The following is a 15,293-nucleotide window of genomic DNA, read 5'->3' on the forward strand; positions in this document are numbered from 1 at the left end:
CGGAAATAGCGCCCATCGGCGCGAACGATGACATCGCGCGAATCCACCCCCTTCCTGCCTCGCGCACTCGATGACGGGCGCTTCCGTCGCGATGCGGCCAATTGGGCGCAGGTGCTGGCATTCGGGGCGATCCAGTGGCCGTGGCTGCTGAAGAGCTTGTGGGGCGGCCGCGCGGCCGATCGTGTGGCCCTGCTCGACCGGCTCGGGCTAGCGCAGGATGCGCTGCCCAATCTCGGCAGCTGGAAAGCGGATGTCGGCTTCCTCACGCGGCTGGTCGACCATGTCCTCGCAGAACGGCCGGAACAGATCGTCGAGCTGGGCGCCGGTGCCTCATCGCTTGTCTTGGCGCGCGCCGTCCAGATGGCTGGCCGCGGACGGCTGACCAGCTATGACCAGCATGGCGATTTCGTCGCAGCGACGGGACGCTGGATCGCCAGCCACGGCCTCGTCGCGGATATCCGCCACGCGCCGCTGACCGATGCGCCGGCAGGCTGGCCCGCGCTCTGGTACGATCTTGCCCACCTGCCAGAGCAGATCGACCTGCTGGTGATCGACGGGCCGCCATGGACCTATCATCCGCTCGTCCGGGGGGCGGCCGAAACCCTGTTCGATCGAGTCGCGCCGGGCGGGACCGTGATGCTGGACGATGCCGCACGCCCCGGCGAGCGGCTGGTCGCCCTGCGCTGGCGAAAGCGCTGGCCGCAGTTCGCCTGGCAATTCCTGCCTGGCATCAAGGGAACACTCGTCGGAACCCGCCTGACATAAAAAAAGCGGCCCCCTTTCGGGGGCCGCCCTGATGGCAGATTTGATCAAACCTTCGGCGGCGGTGTCGTTTCGTTTGCCGTGTCATCACCGGTCGGCGCCGTGGGATCAGAAGTCGGTGTCGTCGGCGTAGTCGGCTCAGCCGTCGGCGTCGTCGGCTCAGCCGTTGGCGTGGTCGGCGTAGTCGGATCGGCCGTCGGTGACGTCGGCGTCGTGCCCTGACTGCCCGGGGTAGTCTGCGCCAGTGCGACGGTCATCGGAGCGCCGGCAATCAGCGCGGCGAGGATGATCTTGCGATTCAACATTCAATCTTCTCCTGACATTTCAGGAACAACAACGCGCTCGACGCGTGTCGGATGCTCGGCTCATCCGATCTTATGGTTCGGCTCGACAGGATTCACCGTCCAGTCTGCCCGCGGTGCAATAGTTTCTGGTCCGCCAGCACCAGCGCCATCATCGCCTCGACGACGGGAGCTGCACGGATGCCTACGCATGGATCATGCCGGCCCTTGGTACGGATCGCCGCCGCCGCGCCCGATCGATCGACGGTTTCGACCGGGATCAGGATCGACGAGGTCGGCTTCAGGGCCACCCGCAGCACCAACGGCTGACCAGTCGAGATCCCGCCAGCGACGCCGCCGGCATGATTGGCCAGGAATTCGGGACCGCCCTCCCCGCCCGGGCGCATCGGATCAGCGTTCGTCTCACCGCGCAGGCGCGCAGCGGCGAAGCCATCACCGATCTCGACGCCCTTTACCGCGTTGATGCTCATCATCGCCGCGGCCATTTCACTGTCGAGCTTGGCATAGAGTGGCGCGCCCCAGCCCGCCGGCACGCCGGCGGCAACGCATTCCACGATCGCGCCGACCGACGATCCCGCCTTGCGCGCATCATCGACGATCGTCTCCCAGCGCGTCGCGGCGGCCGGATCGGGGCAGAAGAACGGGTTGCGATCGATCTCGCCATCGTCGAACGCCGCCCGATCGATCGCGTCACCGCCGAGTTCGACGAGATAGGCGCGGATCGCGATCTCGGGGATCGCGGCACGGGCGACCGCGCCGGCCGCCACGCGTGCGGCGGTCTCGCGCGCCGACGATCGTCCACCGCCGCGATAGTCCCGAAAGCCATATTTTGCGTCATAGGCGAAATCGGCATGCCCCGGTCGATAGGCGTTGGCGACCTCGGAATAGTCCTTCGATCGCTGGTCGACATTCTCGATCATCAGGCTGATCGGCGTGCCCGTCGTCCGCCCCTCGAACACGCCGGACAGGATCCGCACCTGGTCCGGCTCCTGCCGCTGCGTCGTGAAGCGCGAGGTGCCGGGGCGCCGCTTGTCGAGCCAGGGCTGAATGTCCGCCTCGCTCAATGCGAGGCCCGGCGGGCACCCGTCCACCACCGCGCCCAGCGCCGGCCCGTGCGATTCGCCCCAGGTCGTGAAGCGGAACATGCGGCCGAAACTGTTGACGCTCATCTCAGCCGTCCAGCGTGGAAAAGGCCGGCGCGTGATGGGCCTCGCCGCGGCGGATCCGGGGGGTGTCGCCCAGGGCCAGTGCCAGCCAGTGCTCGCTCGAGTATGGCGACGCGAACCGCGCTGCCAGCTCCGCTTCGAAGCCGAAGCGGGTATAGAACGCCTCGTCGCCGAGCACGAAGACGATCCGGATCCCGCGATCCTCGATCTCGGCCAAACCCTGTTCGATCAGCGTGCTGGCGATGCCGTGCCCGCGATAGGGTTCGGCGACCGCGATCGGCGCGAGCGCCGCGGCTGCGATCGGCTTGCCATCCGCCAGCGCGTCCATGGTGCTGAAGCCGACATGGCCGATCAACGCGCCGCCATTTTCCGCGACCAGCGACAGCAGCATATGTTCGTCGGCATCGAGCGCGGCGACAAGCCGCGCTTCGTCGGGGCCTTCGAAAGCCTCGATCAGCAGCGTGTGGATCGCCGCTGCGTCCTCGTCGGCGGCTTCGCGGATGATCGTCGCCATCGATCAGGCCAGCGCGATGTCAGGCGCGTCCTCGGCCTTCATGCCGATCACGTTGTAGCCGGCATCGACATGGTGGATCTCACCGGTCACGCCGCTCGCCAGATCGCTAAGCAGGTAGAGGCCGGCCCCGCCGACATCCTCGATGGTGACGTTGCGCTTCAGCGGCGAATTAAACTCGTTCCATTTCAGGATCAGGCGGAAATCGCCGATTCCGGACGCCGCCAGCGTCTTGATCGGCCCCGCCGAGATCGCATTGACGCGGATATTCTCGCGACCGAGATCGACCGCCAGATACTGCACGCTCGTCTCCAGCGCCGCCTTTGCCACGCCCATCACATTGTAATGGGGAATCACTTTCTCGGCGCCGTAGTAACTCAGCGTCAGCAGGCTCCCGCCAGCCGGCATCATTGCTGCGGCTCGCTTGCAGACCGCGACGAAGGAATAGACGCTGATGTTCATCGTCATCAGGAAATTGTCGAGGCTGGTATCGACATAGCCGCCGCGCAGCTCGTTCTTGTCCGAAAAGCCAATCGCGTGGACCACGAAGTCGATCGTCGGCCAGCGTTCGCTAAGCGTCGCGAAAGTCCGGTCAAGCGCCGCCATGTCGGAAACGTCGCAGTCGATCAGGAAATCCGAGCCCAATTCCTGCGCCAAGGGCCGCACCCGACGCTCGAGCGACTCCCCCTGATAGGAAAAAGCGAGCTCGGCCCCATGCGTGGCCAGCGCCTTGGCAATCCCGAAGGCAAGCGAGCGATCATTGGCGAGCCCCATGATGAGCCCGCGCTTGCCCTCCATCAGACCTGCCATAAATTCCCTCAGCCCTCTTCAACCGTTACCGCGGGCTCCTTTAAGCTGTTGCCGGGCGTTTCCGCCAGTGCCGCGTTCAGATGGGCGCCGATCACGAGGCCGAAACCCACCAGCCAGAAGAAGAAAAGCGCGACGATCACACCGGCCAGGCCGCCATAGGTAAGGTCATAGCCGCCGAGTTGCGCTAGCAGCAGCGGTAGCAGCGCGGTCATGCCGATCCACCAGAATGCGGTGAATACGGCACCCGGCCATTTCGGCGCGTCCGGGCTGAACCGGTATTTCGAAGGCGTGAGATTATAGAAGATGAAGTAGAGCGCCACGATTAGGATCACCAGCGGCGCCAGCCGGGAAAGCCCGATCCATCCGGCGACATCGTCCGCGAACGGCAGCAGGCGATAGATGAACTGTTCGGCCGCGGTCAGTACCACTTGCGCGGTGAACGACAGCATCACCAGGAACACGGCCGCGATGATCATCGCCACCGATCCAAGCCGGTAGGTCAGAAAACCCTTCGAAAAGGTCGTTCCATAAGCCCGGCGCAGGATGTCACGGATCGTCTCGATGAACGAGCCCACTGTCCATAGGCCGACCAGCGCGCCGAGCCACAGCAGCCCGCCGGTGCGCGCGGCGAGCACGTCATTGATTGGCTTCGACAGCAAGGTCGAGACATCGGGCGGCAGCGTGCGCAGGAAATTGGCGACGACCACCGCCGTATCGGGGCTGCGTCCGAAGAAGGATGCCAGCGCCGCGACCACGATGAAGAAGGGGAACAGGGTGAACAGCGACAGATAGGCCAGGTTGCCGGCATGGATGAAACCGTCGGTATAGACGCCGACCGCCACCCGCTTGACGACCTCGAATGGGTAGGTGCCCGGCCGCACCCTGTCGATCTGTTTGCCCAGGCCGTGCCGCTTGGCACGCTGCTCGGGGGATTGCGGCGATGCGTCCGCGGCAGGCGCGGCCACCGGGGCGGGGTTGGTCTCTATATCGGGCTGCACCCGACCTAAATGCCCAGACCGCCCCGTGGGTTGCGCGCCGGACGATCCTTTCGCGCCTCGACGAAGGCGGCGAGGTCGGCGTCGTCCGGGGCGATATCCACCATCAGCCGCACGAACTGGTCGCCGCGGCCACCGCCCTTGCGATGGAAGCCGCGCTCCTTCAGCCGCAGCGTCTTGCCCGAGCTCGCGCCCTTGGGAACGTTCAGCATGACCGGGCCGTCGACCGTCGGCACCTTGACGGGTCCTCCGAGGACGGCTTCGTCCAGCGTGACGGGCAGGTCCAGCCGGATATCGTCGCCGTCGCGCGTGTAGAAGCGGTGCGGACGCACCTCGATCGTCACGATCGCATCCCCGCGCCCGGCGGACCCGTCCTCGCCGCGCCCGGCGAGACGCATCTGCGTGCCGGTATCGACACCGGGGGGCAGCTTCAGATCGATCGTCTTGCCGTCTGCGAGCGTGATGCGCTGCGGACGCGCCGCCGCTGCATCCTCAAACGGCACTGCCAGCTTGTAGCTGACATCGGCACCCTTTTGCGGCGCCCGCCGGCCGAATGGGGAACTGCCGGTGCCGCGGCCGCGGCCGCCGAACAGGCCTTCGAAGATATCGCCGATGTCCGGGCTGCCGGCGTCGCCAACCCCCGCCGATCCGAAATCGAACTGAGTGCCGCCTGCGCCGGGCCCGCGGCCATAGCCGCCGCCCCCGCCCGGGAAGCCCGCAAACTTGGGCTGGCCGTTCTCGTCGATCTCGCCGCGATCATATTGCGCGCGCTTGTCCTTGTCGGACAACAGATCATAGGCCTGGGTCACCGACGAGAAACGGTCGGCCGCCTTCGGATTGTCGCGGTTGCGATCGGGATGCAGTTCCTTGGCGAGCTTGCGATACGCCTTCTTGATCTCGGCTTCGCTGGCGCCGCGCGCCACGCCCAATCGTGAATAGAGATCCGCCATGTCCACCCGTCTCGCGCAAATCTGCGCCGATAACCATCTGTTGCCGATCGGCAACAGGCAGATGTGGTCGCACGGCGCGGCGCGCAAGTCGAAAATGCTGCGGCACATTCGCAGCAGGCCGGCGTTAGCCGCCCGACCCTTCCAACATGGAAAGATGTTTTGCCATGGCGCCCCATGCCTGCCCCAATTGTAGCCGCCTGATTCACTTCGAGGCGCGCGTCTGCCCGTCCTGCAGCTTCACGCTTGGTTTCGATCCTGCGGCAGACGCATTCTACTTCCTCGGCGACGGTGCGACGATCTGGCGGGATGCGGCCGGAACAGCCCATGATGTCGTCGTCTGCGGCAACAACAATAGTTATGAAGTCTGCAACTGGCTGGTGTCGACGACCGACGACACGCCCTTCTGCCGGGCCTGCCGCCACAACCGCACGATCCCCGATCTCAGCGTACCGACCGTGCCCGAGCGCTGGGGCAAGATCGAAGCCGCCAAGCGGCGCCTGTTCCACACGCTGATCAAGCTCGGCCTGTCGCTCGAAACGCAGGCGGAGGCGGCGGCGGCCGGGACCGGCCAGGGACTGGCGTTCGACTTCCTCTATGATCCCGCGGCCGAGGAATCGCATAATCCGCAGGTGATGACCGGCCATGATGGCGGGCTCGTCACGCTGAACCTGATCGAAGCCGACGATGTGCAGCGCGAGCGGATCCGCCGCGACTTGGGCGAACCCTATCGCACGCTGGTCGGCCATTTTCGCCATGAGGTCGGCCATCATTACTGGTCGCGCCTGGTCGAGAACCGCGCGCCGCTGGACGAATTCCGTCGCATATTCGGCGACGAGACCATCGATTACGCGTCGGCGATGCAGAACCATTACGGCAATGGCGGCACGGTTTGGACCACCGACTATGTGAGCGCCTATGCGACGATGCACCCATGGGAGGATTTCGCCGAGACCTTCGCCCATTATCTTCACATCGTCGATGCATTGGCCACGATCGGCGGCTTCGGCATGCGCATGCATGCCTGGCCGGGCGAGGAAGCGCAGCCTGCAGTCGATTTCGATCCCTATACGGCCGAGACCGCTCAGCTGGTTGCCGAATGGCGGCCCTTCTCCTTCGCGCAGAACGCCGTCAACCGCAGCATGGGACAGCCGGATTTCTACCCGTTCCACATTTCCAAGGCGATCGAGGCCAAGCTCGATTATGTGAACCGGCTGCTGCGGAACGCCGCTTAGCTGTGGATAGGTCGGCGCGCCCCCTTCCGCCGGGGGCGCGTGCGGCCTAACGTCGCAGCACTATGTGGCAGCTCTACCAATTCCCGCTTTGTCCCTTTTCGCGCAAGGTACGCCTGCTGCTGGGTGAAAAGGGGATCGGCTACGAGCTGATCCGCGAATCGCCGTGGGTGCCACGTGACGAGTTCGTCGACATGAACCCGGCGGGACAGACCCCGGTGATGGTCGATCAGTCAGGTACGGTGCTGATCGACAGCCAGGCGATCTGCGAATATTTCGAGGAGACTGTCGAACAGTCGCCGTTGATCACCGGTACCGCCGCCAACCGCGCCGAGATCCGCCGGCTCGTCGCCTGGTTCGATGGCCGCGTGAACCAGGAGGTCGTGGCGCCGCTGATGCACGAGCGGCTGCTCAAGCGCATCGCGTGGCGGGCATCGCCCGATGCCAAGATGCTGCGCGAAGCGATGAAGGCGGCCGATGCGCATCTCGATTATGTCGATTGGCTGCTCGATCACCGCAACTGGATCGGCGGCGCGGTGTTAAGCCTGGCCGATCTCGCAGCGGCGGCGCAGATCTCGGTCGCGGATTATCTGGGCGGGATCGATTGGCGCGGGCATGAGCGCACCAAGAACTGGTATCGCGGCATGAAGTCGCGGCCCAGCCTGCGGCCGCTGCTGGCGGAGCGGATGGAGATCGTCTCTCCGCATGCGGATTACGAGACGCCGGACTTCGATTGATCGGAAGCGGACGAAAAAAATCGCCGCCGTCCCGGGGGACGGCGGCGATCCATTCACCTGAAATCAGGCGAACTTGACAGTCGTCGCAGCGCGGCGGCGACGCAGGCTGGCGCCGGCAACGCCGAAGCCGCCGATCATCAGCGCCCAGCTCGCCGGCTCCGGCACGGCGGCCGTCGTCACGTCGAAGCGGAAGTTGCCCGCATAGTCATTGCCGTTGCCGCCCGGCACCGCGACGTTCGGGCTAACCGAATCGCCCAGCGTGCGCGTGAACGAGAACTCGATCAGCGAATAGGTGGTGTTGCCCACGGTCGTGCTGCTGCCGCCCACGAAGCTGTTGGTCAGCGGCGTGTAGTCACCGGTGATCGTCGCGCCGTCGTCGAAGTTCAGCGTCAGCGTGTAGATCGCGTCCGAGTTGATCGTCTCACCCGGACGGAAGCCCTCGCCGGCGAGCAGCACGCGGTTGATGCCCTCGGCCGGGGTGTAATTGATCGCCTCGTCGTTCGGGTTGAGGAAATCGCCCAGGCCCGGCGTCTGCAGGAACAGCGTGTAGTTGCCGGTGTCCCGCGTCGTCCAGATGGTGCCCGACGGGCCCGTCACGTCCGCGCTGATAAGGTTTGCGGCGTTCGCACCGGTGGCGGTGGCAAGCGCCATCGCGGCGGTGGCGAACAAATGCGTCATCTTCATAGATACGTCTCCCTGATCTAACGGCCCTGCGCTAGGTCACTCTGCAAACAAAGAAAATCGAAGAGAGGTCCAACCACGAAAAAAACTGTTCCAACTTGGGCCAGTTTCGAACGCGAGAAATTCCCTAGTATCGGGAACCACTTGGGCGCTGCCCCCTCACCCCTCGTAAGACTGACGTCTCAGCAGGCGGGCAGCTTCAATGTTCGCATGTCGGCGCAGGGGCGCACCTGCACCGAACCGTCCGGGCCGATGAAGATACCGTAAGCCCCGCCCGGATTGCAGGTGGCGGTCCACATGACGAGGTTCTTGTATCGCCCCTTCAATGCGCCGGCATCGACCCGCTTGCAGCGCTGCCCGCTATCCAGCACCGCGCGCCGCAGGACCGCGCGACGCTGGAGATCGGGCAGCTGCTGCAGCCGCTGGCTGAACGCGTTGCCGGCCTGCGCCGCGGCAGGCAATGGCAGTGCCATCGCCGTTGCGATCGCCAGTACCAGCCTAAAGCGGTTCATGCGCCTTCCTTTCCGGTCACGGTCATCAGATAATCCATTGCGAGATTGCCGGACAAGGCGAAGCCGCGCGTGGGATCCAGCATGATCCCGGTCACGTCCCGCACGCACAGCCCCGCCGCCTCGACCAACGCCGACAGTTCGTCCGGGGTCAGAAAGCGTCCCCAGTCGTGCGTACCCTTTGGGATCCCGCCCAGCGTCTCACCAACCGTGATCAGCGCCAGGCGGGACAGCGGCGTGCGGTTCGGCGTGGAAAGGATCATCAGCCCGCCCGGGGCAAGCAACGCCGCCAGCGCACGCACGAAGGCCGCCGGATCGGCGACATGCTCGATCACTTCCAGGCAGGCGACCAGATCATAGCGCTCGCCGATCAGATCGGCGGCCTCGCCGTGTCGGTAATCGATCGTCAGGCCCTGTTCGGCGGCATGGGTGCGCGCCACTGCGATCGTTTCCGCGGCAGCATCAACGCCGGTGACGTCCGCCCCCAGGCGTGCGAGCGGTTCGGCCAGCAGGCCCGCGCCACAGCCGACATCGATCGCGCGCCGGCCTGCCAGCGGCGCAAAGTCCTTCGCATCCGTGCTCCAGTGCCGGTCGATCGCTGCGCGAATATAGCGCAGCCGCACCGGATTGAGGCGGTGAAGCATGGCCGACGATCCCTTCGGATCCCACCATTCAGCCGCCATGGCACCGAACCGGCGGGCTTCTTGGGGATCGATCGTTGCGTGTGCGGGGCTGCTTGCGTTCATATCGTGCCGCTCCTATCAGGGCGCCGCCTCTCCCCCAACGGCTTTCATCGCCGGCGGGACAACCCTTGCATGGAAGAACGGCTCCCCGCGATGGCCCGTATCGTCATGAAGTTCGGCGGCACCTCGATGGCCGGGATCGAGCGGATCCGCAGCGTGGCCGAGCGCGTGAAACGGGAAGTGGAGGACGGCAACCAGGTGGCCGTCGTGGTCTCGGCGATGGCGGGCGAGACGGATCGCCTCGTCCAGTTCTGCCGCGAGGCGAGTTCACTCTACGACCCCCGCGAATATGATGTCGTCGTCGCGTCCGGCGAACAGGTGACGAGCGGGCTGCTGGCGATCGTACTGCAATCGATGGGGGTCAAGGCGCGCAGCTGGATGGGCTGGCAGCTGCCGATCCGCACGTCCGATGCGCACGCCTCGGCCCGGATCGCGGATATCGACACGACAGCGCTGAATGCCGCGCTTTCGACCGGCGAAGTAGCCGTGATTCCGGGTTTCCAGGGCCTGGCGGTGGGAGAACGGGTAACGACGCTGGGCCGCGGCGGATCGGATACGTCGGCGGTCGCGATGGCGGCAGCGATGAAGGCGGATCGCTGCGACATCTACACCGATGTCGACGGCGTCTACACCACCGATCCGCGGATCGTGCCGCGCGCGCGCAAGCTCAGCAAGATCACCTATGAAGAGATGCTGGAACTCGCCTCCGTCGGCGCGAAAGTGCTGCAGACCCGGTCGGTGGGGCTAGCGATGAAGGAGAAGGTGCGCGTGCGCGTGCTTTCCTCGTTCGACGATGCGCGCAATGACGATGGCCACCGCGGCACGCTGATCGTGGGGGACGACGAGATCGAAGAGGGACTGATGGAACGCCAGCTGATCACCGGGATCGCGCATGACAAGAATGAGGCGAAGGTCACGCTGATCGCGGTGCCCGATCGCCCCGGCGCGGTCGCCAACATCTTCACGCCGCTGGCGGAGGCCAGCATCAATGTCGACATGATCGTGCAGAATGTCGCCCATTCCAGCGGCTCGACCGACGTGACCTTCACCGTGCCGAAGGCGGAGCTTGCCCGCGCGCTGGACGTGCTGGAAAAGGCGCGCAGCGTGATCGGGCACGAAAATGTCGTTCACGACACTGCCGTCACCAAGATTTCCGTGGTCGGCGTCGGCATGCGCAGCCATGCCGGTGTCGCAGCGCAGATGTTCAAGAGCCTCGCTGACCGCGGCATCAACATCCTCGCGATCACCACGTCGGAGATCAAGGTCAGCGTCCTGATCCACGAGGATTATACCGAGCTTGCGGTGCGCGTGCTGCATACCGCCTACGGACTGGACGCCGACGAGGAAAGCACCGCCGGCTGAAGTCGGGCGGCGCGGCTACATCCGCTCCGCATTGGCGATCGCGTCGGCGGCGCGCAGCGCAGCCAGAATCCGCTCGATATGCGCGCGATCGCGCACCTCGATCATCACGTGATTTGTGTGGAAGCTGGCATCGCGGTGATAGAGCGCGAGGTTGACGATATTGGCCTGCTGCTGGCCCAGGATCGTCGCCATCACGCCCAGTGATCCGGGCTCGTTGCGCACGATCACGGACAGCCGCGCGACGCCGCCATCGGCCTTGTCGCCCCAGCCCAGATCCACCCAATCCGCATCGACGCCGTCGGCCAGCTCGGGGCATTCGATCGAATGCACCTCCACCGCCTCGTCCGGTCGGCGCAGGCCGACGATACGATCGCCGGGCACCGGGCTGCAGCAGGTGGCGAGCTTGAACGCGACCCCGGGCGTCAATCCCTTGATCGAGATCGCCTCGCGCTGCGGCGGCACCGGCAGCGCGACATCGGCGCCGCCGGCCCCGGGCATCAGCGCTTCCATCACCTGCTCGTCGGTCAGCTGGCGCTTGGCGATCGCCTGCATCAGCGTATCGGCATCGGGAAGGTTGAGCCGCTTCAGCGCGTTGCCCAGCGCTTCCTGGCCAAGCTGGGCCGGCAGCCGGCGCACGATCTCGTCATAGAATTTGCGGCCCAGCGCGATCGTCTCGTCGCGTTCCTTGTGGCGCACGAAGCGGCGGATCGCAGCGCGCGCCTTGCCGGTCGTCACGAAGTTCAGCCAGCCCGGTTCCGGCTCCTGGTTCTTAGATCGCAGGATCTGAACCTGATCGCCATTCTCGATCGCGCTGCGCAGCGGCACCACCCGGCCGTTCACTTTCGCGCCCACCGTCTGGTCGCCGAGATCGGTGTGGACCGCATAGGCGAAATCGACTGCGGTCGCGCCCTTGGGCAGCTGGATCAGCTCGCCGGTCGGGGTGAAGGCGAAAATGCGATCCTGATACATCGCCATGCGCGTGTGCTCGAGAATCTCCTCCGGACTGTCCGCATGATCAAGGATCTCGACCAGATCGCGGATCCAGCTGACCTGCGTGTCGGGACGGGGCTGGCTCTGCTTGTACGCCCAGTGCGCGGCCAGCCCGAATTCTGCCTGGGCATGCATCTCGCGGCTGCGGATCTGGATTTCGATCCGCGCGGTCTCGTTGTGAATCACCGAGGTATGCAGCGATCGATAGCCATTGCGCTTCGGCGTCGAGATATAATCCTTGAAGCGGTTGGGCACCATCGGCCAGCGCTCGTGGATGATGCCCAGCGCCCGGTAGCACTGTTCGGTATCGGGCACGATCACGCGGAACGCCATGATGTCGGATAGCTGCTCGAAGCTGATGTGGCGCTCGGCCATCTTGCGCCAGATCGAATAGGGATGCTTCTCGCGGCCCAGTACCTCGGCCTCGACCCCGCGCCGGGCCAGCAGCGCGCGGACCCCGGCGGAGATGCGCGCGATATGATCGCCTTCGCCGGCATGGAGCTGCTCCAGTCGGCGCGAGATCGACTCGAAGGCCTCGGGCTCGAGCTCGCGGAACGCCAGGCTCTGCATCTCCTTCATGAACTCGTACATGCCGATCCGCTCGGCCAACGGGGCGTAGATATCCATCGTCTCGCGCGCGATGCGGCGGCGCTTCTCTTCGGACTTGATGTGGTGGAGCGTGCGCATGTTGTGCAGCCGATCCGCCAGCTTGACCAGCAGCACGCGGATATCGTCCGACATCGCCAGCAGAAACTTGCGCAGGTTCTCGGCGGCGCGCTCATTCTCGGTCTGCGCTTCGATCTTCGATAGCTTGGTGACCCCGTCGACCAGGCGCGCAACGCTGCTGCCGAACATCCGCTCGATCTGCTCGGGCGTAGCGACGGTATCCTCGATCGTGTCGTGCAGGATTGCGGTCGCGATCGTCTCGTCGTCCAGCCGCAGATCGGTCAGGATGCCGGCGACTTCGATCGGGTGGCTGAAATAGGGATCACCAGACGCCCGCTTCTGGCTGCCATGTGCCTGCATCGAGAAGACGTAGGCGCGATTGATCAGCGCCTCGTCGGCGGTCGGATCGTAGCTCAGCACCCGATCGACAAGTTCATATTGTCTCAGCACGCGCCGATGATGTGGCGAGCCGGGGCCGCGATGCAAGGAAAAGCAACCGACGGCCCTGCCCGCAGGCCGCCATCACTGCGCGGCGGTGTTGCACTTTTCGAGTTCGTCCGCGCCGAAGCTGCGCGCATCGGCGCTGAACGCGGTCACCCGCCCCAGCTTGCGCGCCACCGCCCGACAGACATTAGCATCGGAGGTGGTGCCGTTGAGCGGGGCCACGCAGGCTTCGCCCGAACATGACCAAATCAGATCGCGCACGACCTGACGGTTTACCGTCGGCGCCGCCAGCGCGACCCGGTACATCGGAGCTGCGACGGCGGGTGTCGCGACCGCAGCGGCCAGGACCGGAAGGATGAAACGGACCATGACGATCAACTCCCAAAGATTGGTTGCGATCGAAAACTTATCTCACTAAGTTGCGTTCTGCAACTTTTATCGACCTGCGCTTTTGCATCGTTGCATCGAAAGGAATAGCATCCCCCCGTGATCCCGGTTTCCGATCCCCTGAAGCGCGCCGCGCTGAATTGCAGCCTGCCGGAAGCGGTGGAGGCGATCGGCGAGCGCTGGTCGTTCCTGATCCTGCGCGGCGCGTTCAACGGGCTCAGCCATTTCGAGCAGTTCCAGTCCACGCTCGGTATCGCTCGCAACATCCTAGCAAGCCGGCTCCACAAGCTGACCGAGAACGGCATCATGGAAAGGGTGCCCTGTACCGACGACCGCCGCCGCGTCGTCTATCGCCTGACCGACAAGGGCGAGGCGCTGCTGCCGACGCTGATCGCCTTGCGCCAATGGGGTGAGCGCTGGGGCAGCAGCGGTCCTGCCAATCCAGTGCTTGTCGATGCGCGCGACATGCAGCCGGTCGCCGAAATCCGCGTGCGCGCCGCCGATGGCCGCCCGCTCGATCTCCACGATCTGCGCTGGCGCGACCGGGCCCGGCTCGATGGGCACGAAGACAAGGAGCCAGGGGAACGCAAGGTTCCTGCCGAAGGCTAGTCCCAATTCCGCGCCATCGGATCGCACCAAGCCAGCAGCTTGTCGATCTTCCGGCCGTCCATGTCGACCACCTCGAACCGCCAATTCTCGTAGCGGAACCGCTCACCGGTGGTTGGCAGCTTCTTCAAGACCGAGAGCGCCAGGCCTGCCACGGTTGCGAAATCGCGGTCTTCCGGCAGGTCGATCCCGAGCCGATCCGCCAGTGTGTCGGCGGCCAGCCAGCCGGAGACCAGGAAGCTGCCATCCTCGCGCTCCACCAGTGGCGGATCATGCTCGTCGCCGACGTCCGACGCGAATTCGCCGGCGATCGCCGCCAGCAGATCGGCCGGGGCGACCAGCCCTTCGAAATGACCATATTCGTCATGGACCAGCGCCAGCGGCACATCCGCTGCCCTGAGCGCGCCCAGCGCGTCCATCGCATCCATCTGATCGGGCAGCACGGGAGCGGTCCGCATCAGCGCCGCCAGGTCGAGCGGCCGCCCATCGATCAATGCGGTCACCACATCGCGCGCCTGGATCACGCCGATGATGTCGTCGACCGATCCGTTGGCCACCGGCATCCGACTGTGCGGCATCGCCGCCATTCGCGCGCGCAGCGTGGCGGGATCGGCGGACGCGTCGATCCATTCCACTTCGGTCCGCGGGGTCATCACTTCGCGTACCGGCCGATCCGCCAACCGCACCACGCCGGAGATGATCGCCCGTTCGCTTTCCTCGATCACACCTGCGCTCGACGCCTCAGCGACGATCAGGTGCAGTTCCTCCGCAGTGACATGCGTTTCCGATTCGCGATCGAGGCCCATGACGCGGAAGATGCCGGCGCTGGTGCGGTCGAGCACCCAGATCACCGGCGCTGCGATCCGCGACAGCCACAGCATCGGCAACGCCACGATCGACGCGATCGGTTCCGGATCGCGCAGCGCGAACTGCTTGGGTACCAGCTCGCCGGCGATCACCTGCACATAGGTGGTAAGCAGGATGACGAGGCCGAACCCGACTTCTTCCGCACTTGAGGCGGGAAGACCCAGCATCACCAGCCGATCGCCGACCGGCCCGCCCAGGCTGGCGCCCGAATAGGCGCCCGCGAGGATGCCGATCAGCGTGATGCCCACCTGCACCGTGGACAGAAACTTGCCGGGATCGTTGGCAAGCGCGATCGCCGCGCGCGCGCCGCTCTTGCCGGCACGTGCCATCGCTTCCAGCCGCGGCTTGCGCGCGGAGACGATCGCCAGTTCGGACATCGCGAACACGCCATTTAGCGCGATCAGCGCCAAGATGATCAGGCAGTCGATCCACGGGAAGGGGGAGAGCGTCGCGGGCATGGCGCGATCCGTCTTTGTACGGTTTCACCACGATCCACAACCGTCGCCGTCATTCGCCAGTCAACACGGATACGGAACAGTTCGACCGAAGGGCGGTTCACCGGGTCCATAGTCAGGG

17 protein-coding genes are annotated in these 15,293 nt (G+C 65.4%); 5 read left to right on the forward strand and 12 right to left on the reverse strand.

Annotated elements, in window-relative coordinates; genetic code table 11:
- Window positions 1-27 precede the first annotated feature (27 nt).
- On the forward strand, window positions 28-765 hold the full coding sequence (locus ABC347_RS09610) for a class I SAM-dependent methyltransferase (protein WP_413245509.1): 738 nt from the start codon (window positions 28-30) through the stop codon (window positions 763-765).
- 44 nt (window positions 766-809) lie between these two features.
- On the opposite strand, the gene ABC347_RS09615 is transcribed toward ABC347_RS09610, so the two are convergent.
- The 6 genes from ABC347_RS09615 to ABC347_RS09640 all read right to left on the reverse strand — a co-directional run bounded on the left by ABC347_RS09615 (window position 810) and on the right by ABC347_RS09640 (window position 5,496).
- Complete coding sequence (locus tag ABC347_RS09615) at window positions 810-1,067, reverse strand: hypothetical protein (protein WP_413245510.1); 258 nt, start codon at window positions 1,065-1,067, stop codon at window positions 810-812.
- 92 nt (window positions 1,068-1,159) lie between these two features.
- Complete coding sequence (gene aroC, locus ABC347_RS09620; protein WP_413245511.1) at window positions 1,160-2,233, reverse strand: chorismate synthase; 1,074 nt, start codon at window positions 2,231-2,233, stop codon at window positions 1,160-1,162.
- Window position 2,234: 1 nt separating this feature from the next.
- Window positions 2,235-2,744 (reverse strand): GNAT family N-acetyltransferase, encoded by a 510-nt coding sequence (locus tag ABC347_RS09625; protein ID WP_413245512.1) that lies wholly within the window; start codon window positions 2,742-2,744, stop codon window positions 2,235-2,237.
- Between the two features lie 3 nt (window positions 2,745-2,747).
- On the reverse strand, window positions 2,748-3,551 hold the full coding sequence (gene fabI / locus ABC347_RS09630) for an enoyl-ACP reductase FabI (protein WP_413245513.1): 804 nt from the start codon (window positions 3,549-3,551) through the stop codon (window positions 2,748-2,750).
- An 8-nt stretch (window positions 3,552-3,559) separates the two neighbouring features.
- Window positions 3,560-4,549, reverse strand: a complete 990-nt coding sequence (locus ABC347_RS09635; RefSeq protein WP_413245514.1) for a YihY/virulence factor BrkB family protein — start codon at window positions 4,547-4,549, stop codon at window positions 3,560-3,562.
- A 5-nt stretch (window positions 4,550-4,554) separates the two neighbouring features.
- Window positions 4,555-5,496, reverse strand: a complete 942-nt coding sequence (locus ABC347_RS09640; protein WP_413245515.1) for a DnaJ C-terminal domain-containing protein — start codon at window positions 5,494-5,496, stop codon at window positions 4,555-4,557.
- Between the two features lie 164 nt (window positions 5,497-5,660).
- On the opposite strand from ABC347_RS09640, the gene ABC347_RS09645 reads away from it, so the two are divergent.
- Together ABC347_RS09645 and ABC347_RS09650 are read left to right on the forward strand one after the other, a co-directional pair.
- Window positions 5,661-6,728 carry a zinc-binding metallopeptidase family protein gene (locus ABC347_RS09645; RefSeq protein WP_413245516.1) on the forward strand — a complete coding sequence of 356 codons (1,068 nt, stop codon included), beginning with the start codon at window positions 5,661-5,663 and terminating at the stop codon, window positions 6,726-6,728.
- A gap of 62 nt (window positions 6,729-6,790) precedes the next feature.
- Window positions 6,791-7,462 carry a glutathione S-transferase family protein gene (locus ABC347_RS09650; protein ID WP_413245517.1) on the forward strand — a complete coding sequence of 224 codons (672 nt, stop codon included), beginning with the start codon at window positions 6,791-6,793 and terminating at the stop codon, window positions 7,460-7,462.
- Window positions 7,463-7,525: 63 nt separating this feature from the next.
- On the opposite strand, the gene ABC347_RS09655 is transcribed toward ABC347_RS09650, so the two are convergent.
- The 3 genes from ABC347_RS09655 to ubiG form a co-directional block, all read right to left on the reverse strand.
- On the reverse strand, window positions 7,526-8,146 hold the full coding sequence (locus tag ABC347_RS09655; protein ID WP_413245518.1) for a PEPxxWA-CTERM sorting domain-containing protein: 621 nt from the start codon (window positions 8,144-8,146) through the stop codon (window positions 7,526-7,528).
- A gap of 179 nt (window positions 8,147-8,325) precedes the next feature.
- Window positions 8,326-8,655, reverse strand: coding sequence for a hypothetical protein (locus ABC347_RS09660; protein ID WP_413245519.1), 330 nt, complete (start codon window positions 8,653-8,655; stop codon window positions 8,326-8,328).
- On the reverse strand, window positions 8,652-9,398 hold the full coding sequence (ubiG, locus tag ABC347_RS09665; RefSeq protein WP_413245520.1) for a bifunctional 2-polyprenyl-6-hydroxyphenol methylase/3-demethylubiquinol 3-O-methyltransferase UbiG: 747 nt from the start codon (window positions 9,396-9,398) through the stop codon (window positions 8,652-8,654). The genes ABC347_RS09660 and ubiG overlap by 4 nt, the downstream gene beginning before the upstream one ends.
- A gap of 90 nt (window positions 9,399-9,488) precedes the next feature.
- Between ubiG and ABC347_RS09670 the strand changes: the two genes are divergently transcribed.
- Window positions 9,489-10,757 (forward strand): aspartate kinase, encoded by a 1,269-nt coding sequence (locus ABC347_RS09670; RefSeq protein ID WP_413245521.1) that lies wholly within the window; start codon window positions 9,489-9,491, stop codon window positions 10,755-10,757.
- A 15-nt stretch (window positions 10,758-10,772) separates the two neighbouring features.
- Here the strand turns inward: ABC347_RS09670 and ABC347_RS09675 are convergent, their stop codons facing one another.
- Window positions 10,773-12,863 carry a RelA/SpoT family protein gene (locus ABC347_RS09675; protein WP_413245522.1) on the reverse strand — a complete coding sequence of 697 codons (2,091 nt, stop codon included), beginning with the start codon at window positions 12,861-12,863 and terminating at the stop codon, window positions 10,773-10,775.
- Between the two features lie 72 nt (window positions 12,864-12,935).
- A complete protein-coding gene (locus ABC347_RS09680) occupies window positions 12,936-13,226 on the reverse strand; it encodes a CC_3452 family protein (protein WP_413245523.1) in 291 nt (96 codons plus the stop codon).
- A 117-nt stretch (window positions 13,227-13,343) separates the two neighbouring features.
- Between ABC347_RS09680 and ABC347_RS09685 the strand changes: the two genes are divergently transcribed.
- A complete protein-coding gene (locus ABC347_RS09685) occupies window positions 13,344-13,853 on the forward strand; it encodes a winged helix-turn-helix transcriptional regulator (RefSeq protein ID WP_413245524.1) in 510 nt (169 codons plus the stop codon).
- On the opposite strand, the gene ABC347_RS09690 is transcribed toward ABC347_RS09685, so the two are convergent.
- On the reverse strand, window positions 13,850-15,175 hold the full coding sequence (locus ABC347_RS09690) for a hemolysin family protein (RefSeq protein ID WP_413245525.1): 1,326 nt from the start codon (window positions 15,173-15,175) through the stop codon (window positions 13,850-13,852). The genes ABC347_RS09685 and ABC347_RS09690 overlap by 4 nt on opposite strands.
- Between the last annotated feature and the right edge of the window lie 118 nt (window positions 15,176-15,293).

The organism is Sphingomonas canaveralia (assembly GCF_047238125.1).
Taxonomy (GTDB): domain Bacteria; phylum Pseudomonadota; class Alphaproteobacteria; order Sphingomonadales; family Sphingomonadaceae; genus JBDFMH01.